This is a genomic window from Mycobacterium bohemicum DSM 44277 (assembly GCF_001053185.1).
Taxonomy (GTDB): domain Bacteria; phylum Actinomycetota; class Actinomycetes; order Mycobacteriales; family Mycobacteriaceae; genus Mycobacterium; species Mycobacterium bohemicum.
In genome coordinates this window covers 256151-271969 of sequence record NZ_CSTD01000003.1, presented here as the reverse complement: position 1 = coordinate 271969, position 15819 = coordinate 256151, and the positions used below count along the sequence as shown (strand labels likewise).

Genomic DNA, 15819 nt, shown 5'->3' with positions numbered 1-15819 from the left:
TAACTCCCTTTCCCCTTGCGGGTTTAGTGACTGAAAAGATTTAAGCCAGGTCCTCTACGGAGGCTGATTCGTTGCGGGACAGGTTGATTCCCAGGTTGGCAGCGGCACGCTCCAGGTCCTCGTCCTCGCCCTCGCGCAGCTCGATCGCCGCACCGTCGGACGACAGCACCTCCACGTTGAGGCACAGCGACTGCAGCTCCTTGAGCAGCACCTTGAACGACTCCGGGATGCCCGGCTCGGGGATGTTCTCGCCCTTGACGATCGCCTCGTAGACCTTGACCCGGCCGACGGTGTCGTCGGACTTGATGGTCAACAGCTCCTGCAGCGTGTACGCGGCGCCGTAGGCCTGCATGGCCCAGCACTCCATCTCACCGAACCGCTGGCCACCGAACTGCGCCTTACCGCCCAGCGGCTGCTGGGTGATCATCGAGTACGGGCCGGTGGAGCGGGCGTGGATCTTGTCGTCCACCAGGTGGTGCAGCTTCATGATGTACATGTAGCCGACGGTCACCGGGTACGGGAACGGCTCGCCGCTGCGCCCGTCGAAGAGCACCGCCTTGCCGTCGCCGTTCACCAATACCTCGCCATCGCGGTTGGGCAACGTGGCCGAGAGCAGCCCCTGCAGCTCCTCCTCCTTGGCGCCGTCGAACACCGGCGTCGACACGATCGAGTTCGCCTCGGCGTGCAGCAGGTCCTCGGGCAGGTTGGCCGCCCACTCGGGCGTCCCGCCGGCGGTGTCGACCTTCCACCCGGACTTGGCGACCCACCCGAGGTGGGTTTCCAGGATCTGGCCGATGTTCATCCGTCGCGGCACACCGTGGGTGTTCAGGATGATGTCCACCGGGGTGCCGTCCGGCAGGAACGGCATGTCCTCGACCGGCAGGATCTTGCCGATCACGCCCTTGTTCCCGTGCCGGCCAGCCAGCTTGTCGCCGTCGGAGATCTTCCGCTTCTGGGCCACGTACACGCGGACCAGCTCGTTGACACCGGCCGGCAGCTCGTCGTCGTCCTCCCGGGAGAACACCCGAATGCCGATGACCTTCCCGGACTCGCCGTGCGGCACCTTCAGGGAGGTGTCGCGGACCTCGCGGGCCTTCTCCCCGAAGATCGCCCGCAGCAGCCGCTCCTCCGGCGTCAGCTCGGTCTCACCCTTCGGGGTGACCTTGCCGACCAGGATGTCGCCGTCGCGCACCTCGGCGCCGATGCGCACGATGCCGCGCTCGTCCAGGTCGGCCAGCACCTCGTCGGAGACGTTCGGGATGTCCCGGGTGATCTCCTCGGCGCCCAGCTTGGTGTCGCGGGCGTCGATCTCGTGCTCCTCGATGTGAATCGAGGTGAGCACGTCCTCCTCAACCAGGCGGTTGGACAGGATGATCGCGTCCTCGTAGTTGTGGCCCTCCCACGGCATGATCGCCACGAGCAGGTTCTTGCCCAGCGCCATCTCGCCGTTCTCGGTGCATGGGCCGTCGGCGATGACCTGGCCGGCCTCGACCCGGTCGCCCGCGTTCACGATCGGCGACTGGTTGGCGCACGTGCCGTGGTTGGAGCGGGCGAACTTGCGCATCCGGTAGGTGTGCCGGGTTCCGTCGTCGGCCATCACGGTGATGTAGTCGGCGGAAACCTCCTCGATCACCCCCGCTTTCTCCGCGACGACGACGTCGCCGGCGTCGATCGCGGCGCGCAGCTCCATGCCGGTGCCCACCAGCGGCGCCTCGCTGCGCACCAGCGGAACCGCCTGGCGCTGCATGTTGGCGCCCATCAGGGCACGGTTTGCGTCGTCGTGCTCGAGGAACGGGATCATCGCGGTGGCCACCGAGACCATCTGGCGCGGCGAGACGTCCATGTAGTCCACCTCGGACGACGCCACGTACTCCACCTCGCCCGCCTTGCGGCGCACCAGCACGCGCGGCTCGACGAAGCGGCCCGTGTCGTCGATCGGCGAGTTGGCCTGCGCCACGACGTGGCGGTCCTCCTCGTCGGCCGTCAGGTAGTGGATCTCGTCGGTGACCACACCGTCGACCACCTTGCGATAGGGCGTCTCGATGAAGCCGAACGGGTTGACCCGCGCGTACACCGACAGCGACCCGATCAGGCCGATGTTCGGGCCCTCCGGGGTCTCGATCGGGCACATCCGGCCGTAGTGCGACGGGTGCACGTCGCGGACCTCCAGGCCCGCGCGCTCGCGGGACAGACCGCCGGGGCCCAGCGCCGAGAGCCGGCGCTTGTGGGTCAGCCCGGACAGCGGGTTGTTCTGGTCCATGAACTGCGAGAGCTGGCTGGTGCCGAAGAACTCCTTGATCGCCGCCACCACCGGGCGGATGTTGATCAGGGTCTGCGGCGTGATCGCCTCGACGTCCTGCGTGGTCATCCGCTCGCGGACGACGCGCTCCATCCGCGACATGCCAACCCGGATCTGGTTCTGGATCAGCTCACCGACCGTACGCAACCGGCGATTGCCGAAGTGGTCGATGTCGTCGGTCTCCACCGGCACCTCGACGCCGCCGGGGACGGTCATCGTGGACTGTCCCTCGTGCAGACGCACCAGGTACTCGATGGTCGCAACGACGTCCTCTTCGGTCAGCGTCGTCGTGGTGATCGGGGTGGTCGAGTCCTTGGCGTTCAGACCGAGCTTCTTGTTGACCTTGTACCGGCCGACCCGGGCCAGGTCGTAGCGCTTCTCCTTGAAGAACAAGTTCTCCAGCAGGGTCTGCGCGGACTCCTTGGTCGGCGGCTCGCCCGGACGCAGCTTGCGGTAGATGTCGAGCAACGCCTCGTCGGTGCCGGCGGTGTTGTCCTTCTCCAGCGTCGACATCATGATCTCGGAGAAGCCGAACCGCTCGGTGATCCGCTCGTTGGTCCAGCCGAGCGCCTTGAGCAGCACGGTGACCGGCTGGCGGCGCTTGCGGTCGATGCGCACACCGACGGTGTCGCGCTTGTCGACGTCGAATTCCAGCCAGGCGCCCCGGCTGGGGATCACCTTGACGCTGTGCAGCATCTTCTCGGTGGACTTGTCGATGGTCTCGTCGAAGTACACACCGGGCGACCGGACGAGCTGGCTGACCACCACGCGCTCGGTCCCGTTGATGATGAAGGTGCCCTTCTCGGTCATCATCGGGAAGTCACCCATGAACACCGTCTGGCTCTTGATCTCGCCGGTGTTGTTGTTGATGAACTCGGCGGTGACGAACAGCGGCGCCGCGTACGTCATGTCCTTGTCTTTGCACTCGTCGACCGGCGCCTTGACCTCGTCGAAGCGCGGGTCGGAGAACGACAGCGACATCGAGCCGGAGAAGTCCTCGATCGGCGAGAGCTCGTCGAGCACCTCTTCCAGGCCGCCCTTGGGGTCGACCTCGCCGCGCTCGACCGCGCGCTCACGCCAGCCGGCCGAGCCGATCAGCCACTCGAACGAGTCGATCTGGACGTCGAGCAGCCCGGGAACCTCGAGGGGTTCGCGGAGCTTGGCGAAGGAAACCCGGTTCGGCGCTCCGGGTACGGATCCGTTTGAGGAACTTCCGTTCGAGGAACTCTTCCCCGCAGAAGAACCCGTCCCCTTGGGAGAACTTTGTGGGCGATCCGTCTTGCTCTGGCGGAAATCTGCCAAGATGCATCCTTCCAGCACCTCGTGCGACTCACGAGAACCGGGGCCACCGGGCCTGTTCGCCGCGAACTGTGTCGGTTAGGCCGGCGGACGATCTGACCCAGATCTCACGCGCACAACTAACTAGCTAAGCCGCTGATAGGGGGCTCAGGCTAAGACCACGGTGTCAAGTGGCGGGTGAGGTGGGCAGGAAGTAGCCAGCGCAACGTCCAACAATAGCGCAGGACGGCGCATTCCTCAACTGCCCAACACGTGCCGGTCCAAGGAACCATCGGCGCTGGCTGGCATCTCGGCATTCCCTGGACACATGCTGCCCAACAGATTGACCCGTTTACGCCCCGTCGTCAAGAGGACGGGGCCGCCCTGGGGACAAGTTATCGCGAAATTATCAGGACGAAACAGCACGGGCCACGTTCCGGCGCGCGTCGGAACCCCGCCCCTGCAGGAGTGCTCGCGGGGCCGGGAAAACGGTGGCGCGTCAGCGGCCGAACGGGTCCGCCTGATACTGGTGCGTGCCCTCGAGGTCGTCGAGGATCGCGGCCTGGGCCTTCTTCGGCAAGGTGTGCAGCATCTCGCGGACGCGGGCCTGGCGGCGGGCCACGGCCTTGCGCTCCGGCATACCCGGCGTCGCGATGATCTGCGGCGGCACGCCCTCGATCTCCTCGACACCGCCGGAGTGGTGACCGGCGTCCACCATGGCCTGCTCCTCGGCCATGGTCGCCTCGTCCTTCTCCTCGGACATGCCGATGGGCCCGATGCGGCGGCCGTTGAGGAACTGGCGCACGACCGGCTCGTCGCTGGTCAGCAGCACCTCGCGGGGGCCGAACATGACCAGCTTGCGGCGGAACAGCATGCCCATGTTGTCCGGCACGGTGCGGGCGATGTTGATGTTGTGCGTCACGATCAGGACGGTCGCGTCGATCTGGGCGTTGATGTCGATGATCAGCTGGCTCAGGTAGGCGGTCCGCACGGGGTCCAGGCCGGAGTCGGGCTCGTCGCAGAGGATGATCTGCGGGTCCAGCACCAGGGCCCGGGCCAGGCTCGCGCGCTTGCGCATACCGCCGGAGATCTCGCCGGGGAACTTCTTCTCATCACCCTTGAGGCCCACCATTTCGAGCTTCTCCATGACGATGTCACGGATCTCGCCCTCTTTCTTCTTGGTGTGCTCGCGCAGCGGGAAGGCCGCGTTGTCGAAGAGGTTCATCGAGCCGAACAGCGCGCCGTCCTGGAACATGACGCCGAACAGCGTGCGAATCTCGTAAAGCTCCTTGGCCGAGCACTCGATGATGTCGGTGCCGTCGATGACGATGGAACCGCGCTCCGGCCGCAGCAGACCGATCAGCGATTTCAGGAACACCGATTTGCCGGTACCGGACGGGCCGAGAAGAACGCTGACCTCACCCGCGGGGAGTTCGAGCGTCACGTCTTCCCAAATCCTGGAGGATCCAAAGGACTTCGTGAGCCCGTTGACCTGAATAGCGACTCCCATGAGGATCCTTCCCTCGACGCGCGTGCCTGCCACCTGCCCTTTTCTGTGGCATGAGTCACTGTAGCGCACGTCGCAGGCACGGCATCAGGGTTGCGGAACCGCGCGGACCGAATTTGACCGAGTCGAGACCGCGCCCTCAACCGGCCCAGTTGCCGTGGAAGCCGATCGGCACCCGCTGCGGCAGGTGGACGGTGGCCATGGGCTCGAGCGCCTGGGCGTCCAGGATCAGCAGCTGGCCCTCCTGGCGGCCGCGGTGGTAGCCGTAGCCCATCAGGACGCCGTCGTCCTCGGCCTGCGTCGCCGGGGAGGCCGACGGGTTCGGCACGAAGCACATCTCGCCGACCACGAGGTCGGGATCGAGCGCCGCGACCTGAACGGAACCGGTCGCGTAGTCGTGTTTGTACAGGCCGGTCGGCAAGTCGGTGGCCCCGTCGCCGACATAGTCGAAGCCGACGGTGTAGCCGAAGCGGTGTTCCGCCCCGAGCCGGGACTCGTTGATCCGGGGGAACTCCTGGGACCGGTCGTCGCGTGTTTCGGTGGCGACCGCGCCCGTCGCCAGGTTGACGGTCCAGCGGTCCAGCGTCGGCGGAGTGTCACCCGGTCCGCGCCGGTCGCGGTCGAACATCCGCGAATACCTGACCACATCGAGCACCAGGACCTCTGAACTTGTTTGAGGGCCCTCGCGCATCTCGGAGTACGCATTGAGCGGGTGGTAGATGTAGCAGGGCTCGATCTCGAACCACCGGACGTCGGCATTGCCGCCCTCCCGCGGCATGACCCCGATGCGCGCCGGATAGCGGGGGTTCCACGCGTACGGCATCTGGTCGGAGTGCTTGGGATTGCGGTTGAACATCGCGTTGATGGGACCCGGCACGCGGACCCGGCCGATCAGCGACTGCGCCACCAGCCGCGCCGGCAGATCCAGCCAGCGCGGCAGGTTGGCCGGAAGGACCTGCGCGGCCTCGAAGGTCACCGGCAGGTCGTAGATCACGACATATTTGTCGGTCAGCGAGAAATCGTGCATCATCGGCGATCCCGAGACCGAGATGTCGACCGTTCGGCGGGCCCGTCCGTCGGTGCCGATCACCGAGTACTGCACCCTTCGCCCGCGGGCGAAAGAGTATGACACCGCATGCAATTCGCCGGTGCGCGGATCGCGGTGGGGATGGGCGGTGTAGCCGCCGTACAGGGTGCCGTCGAAGTCGCAGGTCCCGACGGTGTCCAGCTCGTCGGTGAGCTCGTAGTTGGCCACGCCACCCTCGACGAGGGCGAGGGTGCGTCCGGCGTGATTCAGGACACTGGTGTTGGCCCCCAGCGACAGGATGCCCGCCCGCGGGTCGAGCCGTGCCGGCGGCTGCTCCCCCAGCGCCTTGCACACCGACGCGCTGCGCACCCAGCGGTTGCGGTACCACCGTGCCTTGCCCTCGCGCAGCGCGACGCCGTGCACCATGCCATCGCCGCTGAACCAGTGATAGGTCGCCGGATCGACCTCGGCGGCCGGGTTGGGGCCGTTGCGCAGGTAGCGCCCGTCGAGGTGGTCCGGGATGTGCCCGGTGACCGGCAGGTCATAGGCGGTCACCTCGGAGCTCACCGGCGCCAGGAAGCCTTCGAGGTACGGGTTAGCGGTTTCGGCGGTTTGTGTGGACGTCATGGCTGAGCTCCTATAACATCGTTATTACGGCGTTATACGCAAGGTACGCCCCGACGGTGAGAATGGCAACGATGGTTTCCGAAGTGGCCCCCGACACGAGTCCGCCGCTGCAGCGCAGTGTTCGTCAGGACATGCTGCTGGCCGCGGTCGACCTGCTGCACGAGCACGGACCGGATGCGCTGCAGACGCGAAAGATTGCCGCCGCGGCCGGCACGTCGACGATGGCGGTGTACACCCACTTCGGCGGTATGCGGGGGCTCGTCGCCGAACTCGCCGACGAGGGTTTCCGGCAGCTGGACGCCGCGCTCATGGCGCCGGAGGCCGCCGACCCGGTCGCCGACTTGTTCGCCCTCGGCCTCGCGTACCGGCGCTTCGCCATCGGGCGGCCGCACCTGTATCGCCTGATGTTCGGCAGCACCAGCGCGCACGGCATCAACGCGCCGACGGGCAACGTCCTGACCCTGTCGGTCGCCGAGATCGAGCAGCACATCCCCAGCTTCGCGCACCTGGTGCGCGTGGTTCAGCGTTGCATGCGCGCGGGCCGGATCACCGCGGGCTCGGTGGCCGACGACGCGACCGTGATCGCGACGGCCGCGCAGTTCTGGGCGTTGCTGCACGGGTTCGTGATGCTCGAACTCGGCGGCTTCTACGGTGACGACGGCTCGGCCGTCGCGCTGGTGCTCGACTCGATGAGGTCCAAACTGCTTGTCGCGCTGGGAGATTCACCAGAGCGGGTGGCTTCCTCGCTCGAGCTGGCGACGCGCGCCGGCTGAGCGCACGAAACCCCCGGGAACGCGCAGTTCCGGGGGTTTCGTGCGGTGGAGCTACTTGACGGTGACGGTGGCGCCGGCGGCCTCGAGCTTGGCCTTGGCGTCGTCGGCCGCCTCCTTGGCGACCTTCTCCAGCAGCGGCTTGGGCGCGCCGTCGACGAGGTCCTTGGCTTCCTTGAGGCCCAGGCCCGAGACGATCTCGCGGACCACCTTGATGACGCCGATCTTCTTGTCACCGGCGGCCTCGAGGATCACGTCGAACTCCGACTGCTCCTCGGCGGCCTCCGCGGGCGCGCCACCGGCGGCCGGGCCACCGGCCGCGGCGACGGCGACGGGAGCGGCGGCGGTGACCTCGAAGGTCTCCTCGAACTTCTTGACGAAGTCCGACAGCTCCAAGAGGGTCATTTCCTTGAACGCGTCGAGCAATTCGTCGCTGGACAGCTTTGCCATGATGTGGGTCCTTCCTGATTCCGGGTTGGGTTATTCGGCTTCTGCCGGTGGCTGCGAAGATTCGGTGGTCGCTTCCGCCGCCGGCTCGGGGGCCGGCTCGGGGGCGGCCTCGGGAGCCGGTGCCGCCGCCGGAGCCTCTGCCGCCTTCTTCTCCTGCAGGGCGGCGGCGAGCCGGGCCATCTGCGAGGCGGGGGCGGCGAACAGGCCGGCCGCCTTGGCGAGGTTGCCCTTCATCGCGCCGGCCAGCTTGGCCAGCAGCACCTCGCGGGACTCGAGGTCCGCGATGCGCTCGACCTCGGCGACCGTCAGTGCGCGGCCGTCCATGTAGCCGCCCTTGATGACCAGCGCCTTGTGCTCCTTGGCGAAGGTCTTGATCGCCTTGGCGGCGTCGACGGGCTCGCCGGTGACGAACGCGATGGCCGTCGGGCCGGCGAACAGCTCGTCGAGGCCCTCGACGCCGGCCTCGGATGCCGCGCGCTTGATGAGGGTGTTCTTGGCCACCGAGTACGTGGCCGCGCCGCTCAGCGACCGGCGCAGCTCGGCCAGGTTGGCCACCGTCAATCCCCGGTACTCGGTGATGAGGGTGGCGGTCGCCTCCTTGAACTGCTCGGCGATGTCTGCGACGGCGGTGGCTTTGTCAGCCCTGGCCATGCCTACCTCCTCCAGGTGAAAGTCGTGCGACGTGTCGTCGATGACCCCCCGAAAACGACGAACGCCCCGGCGCAGGAAACGGCCGGGGCGCGAAAGGCGCCGGCGAAGCCGGCGCTACCGCCTCGTCCTCCTGCGTGGGCCGCCGGGAAGCTCCCGGACCTTCGACCGATTTCTCGGTGACCGACGGTCTTCGGTGGATCGCAAACCACAATAGCCCGACGGGGCGCCGGCGGCCAAAACGGCGCCGGGCTAGACCACCGCCAGCGCGGCGGTGCGACCGGCCGCCACGCTGACCTCCTCGGGACCGCCGACCAGGTGGACGACGCCGCCGGGGTCCGGCTCTCCCCCGCCGACGGTCACCACGCACACGTCCTCGACGACCTGCCCCCAGGCCGGCGGGATCGCCTTGCCGGTGACGCGCAGCTGGGCGCGGACCGGGTAGAGGCCGGGCGCGGTGCCGGCGGGAATCGACACCCTGACGCGGGCCGCCGCGTGCTGACCGCCCGGCAGGGTGAACCGCCGCGCGGGGAGCCGTGCCGACCAGCCGTCGGGACACACCATCGCCACCGTTCCGTCCAGCGTCGCGTCGCTGCAATCACTGGCCACCGTAAGCCGCAGCACGACCTCGCCGCCCGCCCGACCCAGCACCGCCGTGGGTTCCAGGTGGCAGGCGACCGGCAGGCCGCCCAGCGGCGCGGGACCGCGGTTGTGCAGCCAGTAGCGCGCGAACAGCGGCTGGGCGATCTCGGCCTGCGGGGCCAGCTCGACGGGACCCGTTGCGATGCGCGGCATTTCGAGGTCGGCGAGCACGGTGGCCACCTGCTGGCCGTGCAGCGCGACCGAACGCGTGCGCCGCGACGCCGGCAGCGGCCGTTCCAACAGGTCGGCGTGGCGCAGTCGGCTCACCTCGCCCAGCGCCGAGCCGATCGAGACGCGGGCGTCCGCGCCTCCGGTCTCCACCAGCCGCAGCGCCACCTCGGCGGGGTCGACGGGCCGGACGCTGCCCTCGGCCAGCGGGTTGCCGGCCGCCTTCAGCGCTCCCAGGCGGACCGAGTCGCCCGGATCGACCCTCAGCAGCGACCCGGACGCCGCCAGCGCGCCCGAACCGGGTCCCGAGGCGACGGCCAGCAGTGGGTGGGAGAACTGGTCGCTGCGGGCCGGGACCGCGCCCCGCCGCCAGTCGCCCTCGGCGCACACCAGCGCGTAGTCGAAATCGTGCGTCCAGTGCTGGAGCTGGAAGTTGGACCCGTCGGGGGCGGTGCGGCGTGGGTCGTCGATCCAGGTGCCCGATGGCCAGCCGGTGCACGACCGCATCAGGGAGGAGTGCAGTGTGCCCTCGACGTCGACGGCGAAGCCGGGCACGCCGCGGTTGAGCAGCGCGACGGTGCGGGCCTCGAACGGGCCCATGCCGGGCGGGACGTCCTGGGAGACCGTGATTTCGGCGTCGGCGAGGTCGTCGGTCAGCGACGCGATCGCCGAGCGCAGGGATTCGTCGTCCCGGCCGTCGATCAGCAGCACGGGCAGCGCCCGCGGCGCTCGCAGGTCGGCGCCGGGTACCCACGCCGCGGCCAACGGCGCCTCGGCGGGAACCCACACCCGGGCCCGGCCCGTCGCGGCCAGCTGACGGTCGAGTTCGTGGGCGTAGATCGAAGCATCTTGGCGCAGAACGAGTTTGGTGAACTCGTTGCGGTCGGGGCCGCCCAGCGCGATCCGCACGTCGGGGAGGTTGGAGTCGACGTCGAGGTGGCCGTAGCGCGGCGTGCCGCCGGCGCCGCAGGTTGCCGTGACGCCGGCTCGGGCCAGCGCCACGATCAGCTCGCGCGCCAGCGGGCCGGACGCCGCCTCGTCCGGGACCACCACCTCGGCCACCGAGACCGCCCGCACGGCGTGGCTGTGCGGGGGGCCGGCCCGCACCCGCACCGCCGACGACAGCCCGAACCACCCGTGCGCCGGGTTGTCCAGCGTCCACGGCTGCCGCGCGGTGTCGACCGATTGCCGGCCCCCAGAACCCTTGTGCAGCAACGCAAAACCGCGCCCCACGACGGCGTCGCCGACATCGCTGACCGGCATGGCCCCCGGCACCGGGCACGGCCAGCGCAGCCGGACCAGGCGGTCCTCCCCGGTGAACTCGTGGATGGCGGTCCGGCAGTCCAGGCGGTCCACTCCGCGCCACAGCGTCAGGGTCTGGGTGTACCGCAACAGCGTGCCGATGCGGCCGCGCACCACCAGCCGTTCGCCGATCGGGCAGCGAGAGGCCTGCACCCGCGCCGGCGACTCCGACGAGCACACCACCGGCCCCTTGGGCAGCAGATGCCAGGGGCCCTCCCCCTGCGTCGGGTGCGCCGGGTACTCGTCGTAGACGGCGAGCTCGTTGCCCACCCGGCCGTCGGCGATCAGTTCGCGCCCGTCGTGGATCAGGGCGGCGACCCCGCCGCCGCGCGCCGGGTCGACCCGTAGCCGGTAGTGCTCGTTGGCGATCTCGGTTCCGGAAACCGGCTGCCAGCCGGCGGGTTCGGCGGACGCGACGAGCCGGTAGGAACGCCAGCCCAGCGACGGCACATCGCGGGCCAGCCACGTGATCGAGCGGCCGCCGTGCTCGACGAGCGCGGGTAGCGCCCCACCGCCGGGGTCGGCCGGGTCGAGCACCCGCACGCCCGCGCCGAGCGGCGGGTCGAGCCGGGCGGTGACGACGTCGGTTCGCCCGTGCGCCAACGGATTCCACACCACCACGGCGTCGGCACGGGCCTCCACCGCACCGGACAGCAGCGCCAGCGAGTTGTCGCGGGCCGCGCGGCCCAGCTCCCACGCGTCGCGCCAGCCGGTCAGCAGGTCCAGGTAGACCTGATCGGACTCGGAGCCGGTGATGGCGTCGTGATGGGCGCCGTAGGCCAGCTGCACCCACGCCTTGGCCAGCGCGGCGTGCGGGTAGCCGGAGCCGGTCATCAGCGCGGCGAACACCGCGAAGCGCTCGGCCTCCAGGACGGCGTTCTCGGCGGCGCGGTTCGCCTGCTTGGTGTCGATGTAGGAGACGTCCTTGCCGGTGTAGATCGGGTTCATGTCGCGGGTCTGCGGCGAGGGAACACAGCCGCGCTGGTCCAACTCGGCGCGCACCGCCGCGAAGAACTCCTTGGGAAGCGCGCACAGGAAACGCGGCCACGTATACCGCCGGGCCCAGTTCCGGTGGATGTCGGTGACCCACTTGTTCGGCGGGGTGTAGTCCGTGCCGACCGGCAGCAGGACGTTGCGGGTCAAAGCGACCGACTTCAGCTGGCCGAACAGCTCGTAGGTGGACTCGGCGGCCTCGGCCAGCGAGGCCGCCGAGTCCATCCACCAACCCGCCGAATAGTGCGCGGGCATGTAGTGGGTGAGCAGCCCGCGGCCCGACGGCGAGATCCACTCGAACTCGCTGCTGAACTGCATGCGCTCCACGCCACCGGTTTCGGCAGCGGTATGGGCAGGGCCCCACTGGTGGTGCGGCCCGCGGGCCCAGGAACTCGATGTCAGGCCGGCGTCGGCGGCCATGCCGGGGAATTGCGGGTCGTGCCCGAACACGTCCAGCTGCCACGCGGTCGCCGGCGCCGCGCCCAGGACGTAACGCTGAAATCCTGTGCCGTGCACCAGGTTCCGGATGGTCGTCTCCGGGCCGGTGAGGTTGGTGTTGGGCTCGTTGTAGGTGCCGCCCATCACCTCGAGGCGGCCTTCGTCCAGGAACCGGCGCAGGTCGGCGCGGTCCTCGGGCCGGGTGTCCCAATACGGCTTGAGGTAGTCGACCTCAGCCAGGACGAACTTGTAGTCGGGATCGCGGCGGGCCATCTCCAGGTGCGCGTGCACCAGTTCGAACCCGTTGGTCTGCCTGGCCCGCCCCGGCGGGTCCTCGGTCCACTCGCTCGTGTAGGCGCCCTGGGTGTTCCACCACACCGGGTCGTAGTGAAAGTGGCTGACCATGAACATCGTCCAGCCGGGTTCGGCCACGGTGAACTCGAACCCCATCCCGGCGCTGTCGGTGTACACGCGCGCGGCCCTGCCCTGACCGACAACCGGATCGCGCACCGTGACGGGAACCTCGATGAGCTCGTCCCCGGGCTGGGCGAGCGCCTCCCCACTCAGGCCGTCGCCGTCGACACGGATTCGCGTCGGCGCGGCGCACCCCGAGAGTCCGACGCGCACCACCTGCTGCGGCGCTTCGGGCGGTCCGACGAACAGGTCGAAGGACTTCGCCGAAATCAGCTGCATCTCCGCACCTTACGGCGCATGGCATCTAAGATCGCGCCATGCCCGCCCTCGCCCCGCCCGTGGCCGACGAACGCAGCGCCCTGCGTGAATTCCTCGCCTACCACCAGAGCGCCTACTTCGCCGTTTCCTATGGCCTGTCCGACGAACAGGCCCGGTCCGCCCCGTCGGTCAGCGCGCTGTCGATCGGCGGCCTGATCAAGCACGCCACCGGGATGCAGCGCAGCTGGATGGCGCGGGTCGCCGCCGCGCCCGACGCCCCGCCGAAGGACCCGCGGCCGTTCGAGGAGCTGACGCGCGAGTTCGCCGACCAGCACGTGATGCGGCCCGACGAGACGCTCGCCGGACTGCTTCGGGCGTTCGAGGCCCAGAACGCGGAGTCGCTGCGGCTGGTGGAGACCGCGGACCTCGACGCGGTCGTGCCGGTCCCGCAGGACATCCCGTGGTTTCCCAAGAACCAGAAGGCGTGGTCGGTGCGGTGGGTGATCCTGCACGTGATCAACGAGCTGGCCCGGCACGCCGGGCACGCCGACATCGTCCGCGAAACCGTCGACGGCGCCACCATGTACGAGTTGATCGCCGGCCTCGAGGACTGGGAGATCGAAGGCTGGGTCAAGCCCTGGAGCCCCGCCTAGCAACCCCTGCACCGCCGGTGACCGCGGTCACGGCGAATTGGGACTTGACACTGCCGGTTTGGCAGACTGCTGGAATGAGTTCTACCAAGCATCGCGAGGTGGCCAAGCTGGACCGGGTGCCACTGCCGCTGGAAGCGGCCCGGGTGGCCGTCACCGGTTGGCAGGTCACCCGCACCGCCGCCCGCGTCCTGAGCACGCTGCCGGGCAGGGGGCCGTGGCAGCAGAAGATGATCAAGCAGCTACCGCAGACCTTCGCCGACCTCGGTCCCACCTACGTCAAGTTCGGTCAGATCATCGCGTCGAGCCCCGGCGCCTTCGGCGAATCCCTGTCGCGCGAGTTCCGCGGCCTGCTCGACCGAGTGCCGCCGGCGGACCCCAAAGAGATCCACAAGCTGTTCGTCGAGGACCTCGGCCGCGACCCCGCCGAGCTGTTCGCCAAGTGGGAGGAGACGCCGTTCGCGTCGGCCTCGATCGCGCAGGTGCACTACGCGACGCTGCACACCGGCGAAGAGGTGGTCGTGAAGATTCAGCGGCCGGGCATTCGCCGCCGGGTGGCCGCCGACCTGCAGATCCTCAAGCGCTTCGCCCAGGCCGTCGAGCTGGCCAAGATGGGCCGCCGGCTGTCGGCGCAGGACGTTGTCGCCGACTTCGCGGACAACCTGGCCGAGGAGCTCGACTTCCGCCTGGAGGCGCAGTCGATGGAGGCGTGGGTCGCCCACCTGCACGCCTCGCCGCTGGGTAAGAACATCCGGGTGCCGCAGGTGCACTGGGACTTCACCAGCGGGCGGGTGCTGACCATGGAACGCGTGTCCGGCATCCGGATCGACGACGCCGCCGCCATCCGCAAGGCCGGATTCGACGGGACCGAGCTGGTGAAGGCGCTGCTGTTCAGCCTGTTCGAGGGCGGGCTACGGCACGGGCTGTTCCACGGCGACCTGCACGCCGGCAACCTCTACGTCGACGACGCGGGCCGGATCGTGTTCTTCGACTTCGGCATCATGGGCCGCATCGACCCGCGCACCCGCTGGCTGCTGCGCGAGCTGGTGTACGCGCTGCTGGTCAAGAAGGACCACGCCGCCGCCGGCAAGATCGTCGTGCTGATGGGCGCCGTGGGCACCATGAAGCCCGAGGCCGAGGCCGCCAAGGACCTGGAAAAGTTCGCCACCCCGCTCACCATGCAGACGCTCGGGGACATGTCGTATGCCGACATCGGCCGGCAGCTTTCGGCGCTGGCCGACGCCTACGACGTCAAGCTCCCGCGGGAACTGGTGCTGATCGGCAAACAATTCCTCTATGTCGAGCGCTACATGAAGCTGCTGGCCCCGAAGTGGCAGATGATGTCCGACCCGCAGCTGACCGGGTACTTCGCCAACTTCATGGTGGAGGTCAGCCGGGAGCACACGTCCGACCTCGAGGCCTGATGGACATCCGCACCGGGCACGCCGTGGTGAGCCATCCCCGGGGCGACCTGAAGCTCTACTACGAGGACATGGGCAGCGTCGACGACCCGCCCCTGCTGCTGATCATGGGTTTGGGCGCGCAACTGCTGCTGTGGCGCACCGCGTTCTGCGAGAGGCTGGTCGACCGGGGCCTGCGGGTGATCCGCTACGACAACCGCGACGTCGGCCTGTCCAGCAAGACCGAACGCCCCCGCTCCGCGGAGCCGCTGATACCGCGGCTGCTGCGGTTCTGGTTCGGCCTGCCCAGCTCGGCCTCCTACGGGCTGGAGGACATGGCCGACGACGCCGCCGCCCTGCTCGACCATCTGGGCATCGGGCGCGCCCACATCGTCGGGGCGTCGATGGGCGGCATGATCGCGCAGGTCTTCGCGGGGCGATTCGCCGAGCGGACGAGGTCGCTGGCGGTCATCTTCTCCAGCAACAACCGGCGGTTTCTGCCGCCGCCGGCGCCTCGCGCGCTGCTGGCGATCCTGAAGGGGCCGCCGCCGAGTTCCCCGCGCGAGGTGATCCTCGACAACGCGGTGCGCGTCACCCACATCATCGGCAGCCCGCGCTACCGGGTGACCGAAGAGCAGGTGCGCGCCGAGGCCGCCGAGGGTTACGACCGCTGCTATTACCCGTGGGGCGTTGCCCGGCATTTCAGCGCGGTCATGGCGACCGGCAGCCTCGTGCCATACAACCGGCGGACCGCGGTGCCGACCGTGGTCATCCACGGCCGGGCCGATAAGCTGATGCGACCGTTCGGGGGCCGCGCGGTGGCGCGCACCATCGACGGCGCTCGACTAGTCTTATTCGACGGCATGGGCCACGATCTGCCACAGCAACTCTGGGATCGGCTTGTCAGCGTGCTGACGAGCAACTTCGCCGAGGCCGGTTGAAGCCGGG

9 protein-coding genes and 1 pseudogene are annotated in these 15819 nt (G+C 69.1%); 4 read left to right on the top strand and 6 right to left on the bottom strand.

Annotation, left to right across the window (positions count from 1 at the left end):
- Nucleotides 1-40: 40 nt before the first annotated feature.
- The 3 genes from rpoB to BN971_RS15730 form a co-directional block, all read right to left on the bottom strand.
- Nucleotides 41-3601 carry a DNA-directed RNA polymerase subunit beta gene (gene rpoB / locus BN971_RS15740; RefSeq protein WP_372511811.1) on the bottom strand — a complete coding sequence of 1187 codons (3561 nt, stop codon included), beginning with the start codon at nt 3599-3601 and terminating at the stop codon, nt 41-43.
- 475 nt (nt 3602-4076) lie between these two features.
- A complete protein-coding gene (locus BN971_RS15735; protein WP_085179231.1) occupies nt 4077-5087 on the bottom strand; it encodes an ABC transporter ATP-binding protein in 1011 nt (336 codons plus the stop codon).
- Between the two features lie 136 nt (nt 5088-5223).
- Nucleotides 5224-6738 carry a carotenoid oxygenase family protein gene (locus BN971_RS15730; protein ID WP_085179232.1) on the bottom strand — a complete coding sequence of 505 codons (1515 nt, stop codon included), beginning with the start codon at nt 6736-6738 and terminating at the stop codon, nt 5224-5226.
- A gap of 62 nt (nt 6739-6800) precedes the next feature.
- Between BN971_RS15730 and BN971_RS15725 the strand changes: the two genes are divergently transcribed.
- Nucleotides 6801-7511, top strand: coding sequence for a TetR/AcrR family transcriptional regulator (locus BN971_RS15725; RefSeq protein ID WP_090350281.1), 711 nt, complete (start codon nt 6801-6803; stop codon nt 7509-7511).
- Nucleotides 7512-7562: 51 nt separating this feature from the next.
- On the opposite strand, the gene rplL is transcribed toward BN971_RS15725, so the two are convergent.
- From rplL to BN971_RS15710, 3 genes and pseudogenes are all read right to left on the bottom strand, one after another.
- On the bottom strand, nt 7563-7958 hold the full coding sequence (gene rplL, locus BN971_RS15720) for a 50S ribosomal protein L7/L12 (RefSeq protein WP_085179234.1): 396 nt from the start codon (nt 7956-7958) through the stop codon (nt 7563-7565).
- A gap of 30 nt (nt 7959-7988) precedes the next feature.
- Nucleotides 7989-8609 carry a 50S ribosomal protein L10 gene (gene rplJ, locus BN971_RS15715; protein WP_085179235.1) on the bottom strand — a complete coding sequence of 207 codons (621 nt, stop codon included), beginning with the start codon at nt 8607-8609 and terminating at the stop codon, nt 7989-7991.
- 255 nt (nt 8610-8864) lie between these two features.
- A pseudogene (locus tag BN971_RS15710) lies at nt 8865-12842 on the bottom strand (glycoside hydrolase family 38 N-terminal domain-containing protein); the annotation flags it as partial.
- A 59-nt stretch (nt 12843-12901) separates the two neighbouring features.
- On the opposite strand from BN971_RS15710, the gene BN971_RS15705 reads away from it, so the two are divergent.
- The 3 genes from BN971_RS15705 to BN971_RS15695 all read left to right on the top strand — a co-directional run bounded on the left by BN971_RS15705 (nt 12902) and on the right by BN971_RS15695 (nt 15812).
- Nucleotides 12902-13474 carry a DinB family protein gene (locus BN971_RS15705; RefSeq protein WP_085179478.1) on the top strand — a complete coding sequence of 191 codons (573 nt, stop codon included), beginning with the start codon at nt 12902-12904 and terminating at the stop codon, nt 13472-13474.
- Between the two features lie 74 nt (nt 13475-13548).
- Nucleotides 13549-14895: an ABC1 kinase family protein gene (locus tag BN971_RS15700; protein ID WP_170322172.1), complete on the top strand. Its 1347-nt coding sequence runs from the start codon at nt 13549-13551 to the stop codon at nt 14893-14895.
- Nucleotides 14895-15812, top strand: coding sequence for an alpha/beta fold hydrolase (locus BN971_RS15695; RefSeq protein WP_085179239.1), 918 nt, complete (start codon nt 14895-14897; stop codon nt 15810-15812). The genes BN971_RS15700 and BN971_RS15695 overlap by 1 nt, the downstream gene beginning before the upstream one ends.
- The last annotated feature ends 7 nt before the right edge of the window (nt 15813-15819 follow it).

Excerpts from the sequence above, each read along its gene's own strand:
- BN971_RS15735 (WP_085179231.1), bottom strand. The coding sequence starts at position 5,087 with ATGGGAGTCGCTATTCAGGTCAACGGGCTCACGAAGTCCTTTGGATCC.
- BN971_RS15730 (WP_085179232.1), bottom strand. The coding sequence starts at position 6,738 with ATGACGTCCACACAAACCGCCGAAACCGCTAACCCGTACCTCGAAGGC.
- BN971_RS15725 (WP_090350281.1), top strand. The coding sequence starts at position 6,801 with ATGGCAACGATGGTTTCCGAAGTGGCCCCCGACACGAGTCCGCCGCTG.
- rplL (WP_085179234.1), bottom strand. The coding sequence starts at position 7,958 with ATGGCAAAGCTGTCCAGCGACGAATTGCTCGACGCGTTCAAGGAAATG.
- rplJ (WP_085179235.1), bottom strand. The coding sequence starts at position 8,609 with ATGGCCAGGGCTGACAAAGCCACCGCCGTCGCAGACATCGCCGAGCAG.
- BN971_RS15700 (WP_170322172.1), top strand. The coding sequence starts at position 13,549 with ATGAGTTCTACCAAGCATCGCGAGGTGGCCAAGCTGGACCGGGTGCCA.
- BN971_RS15695 (WP_085179239.1), top strand. The coding sequence starts at position 14,895 with ATGGACATCCGCACCGGGCACGCCGTGGTGAGCCATCCCCGGGGCGAC.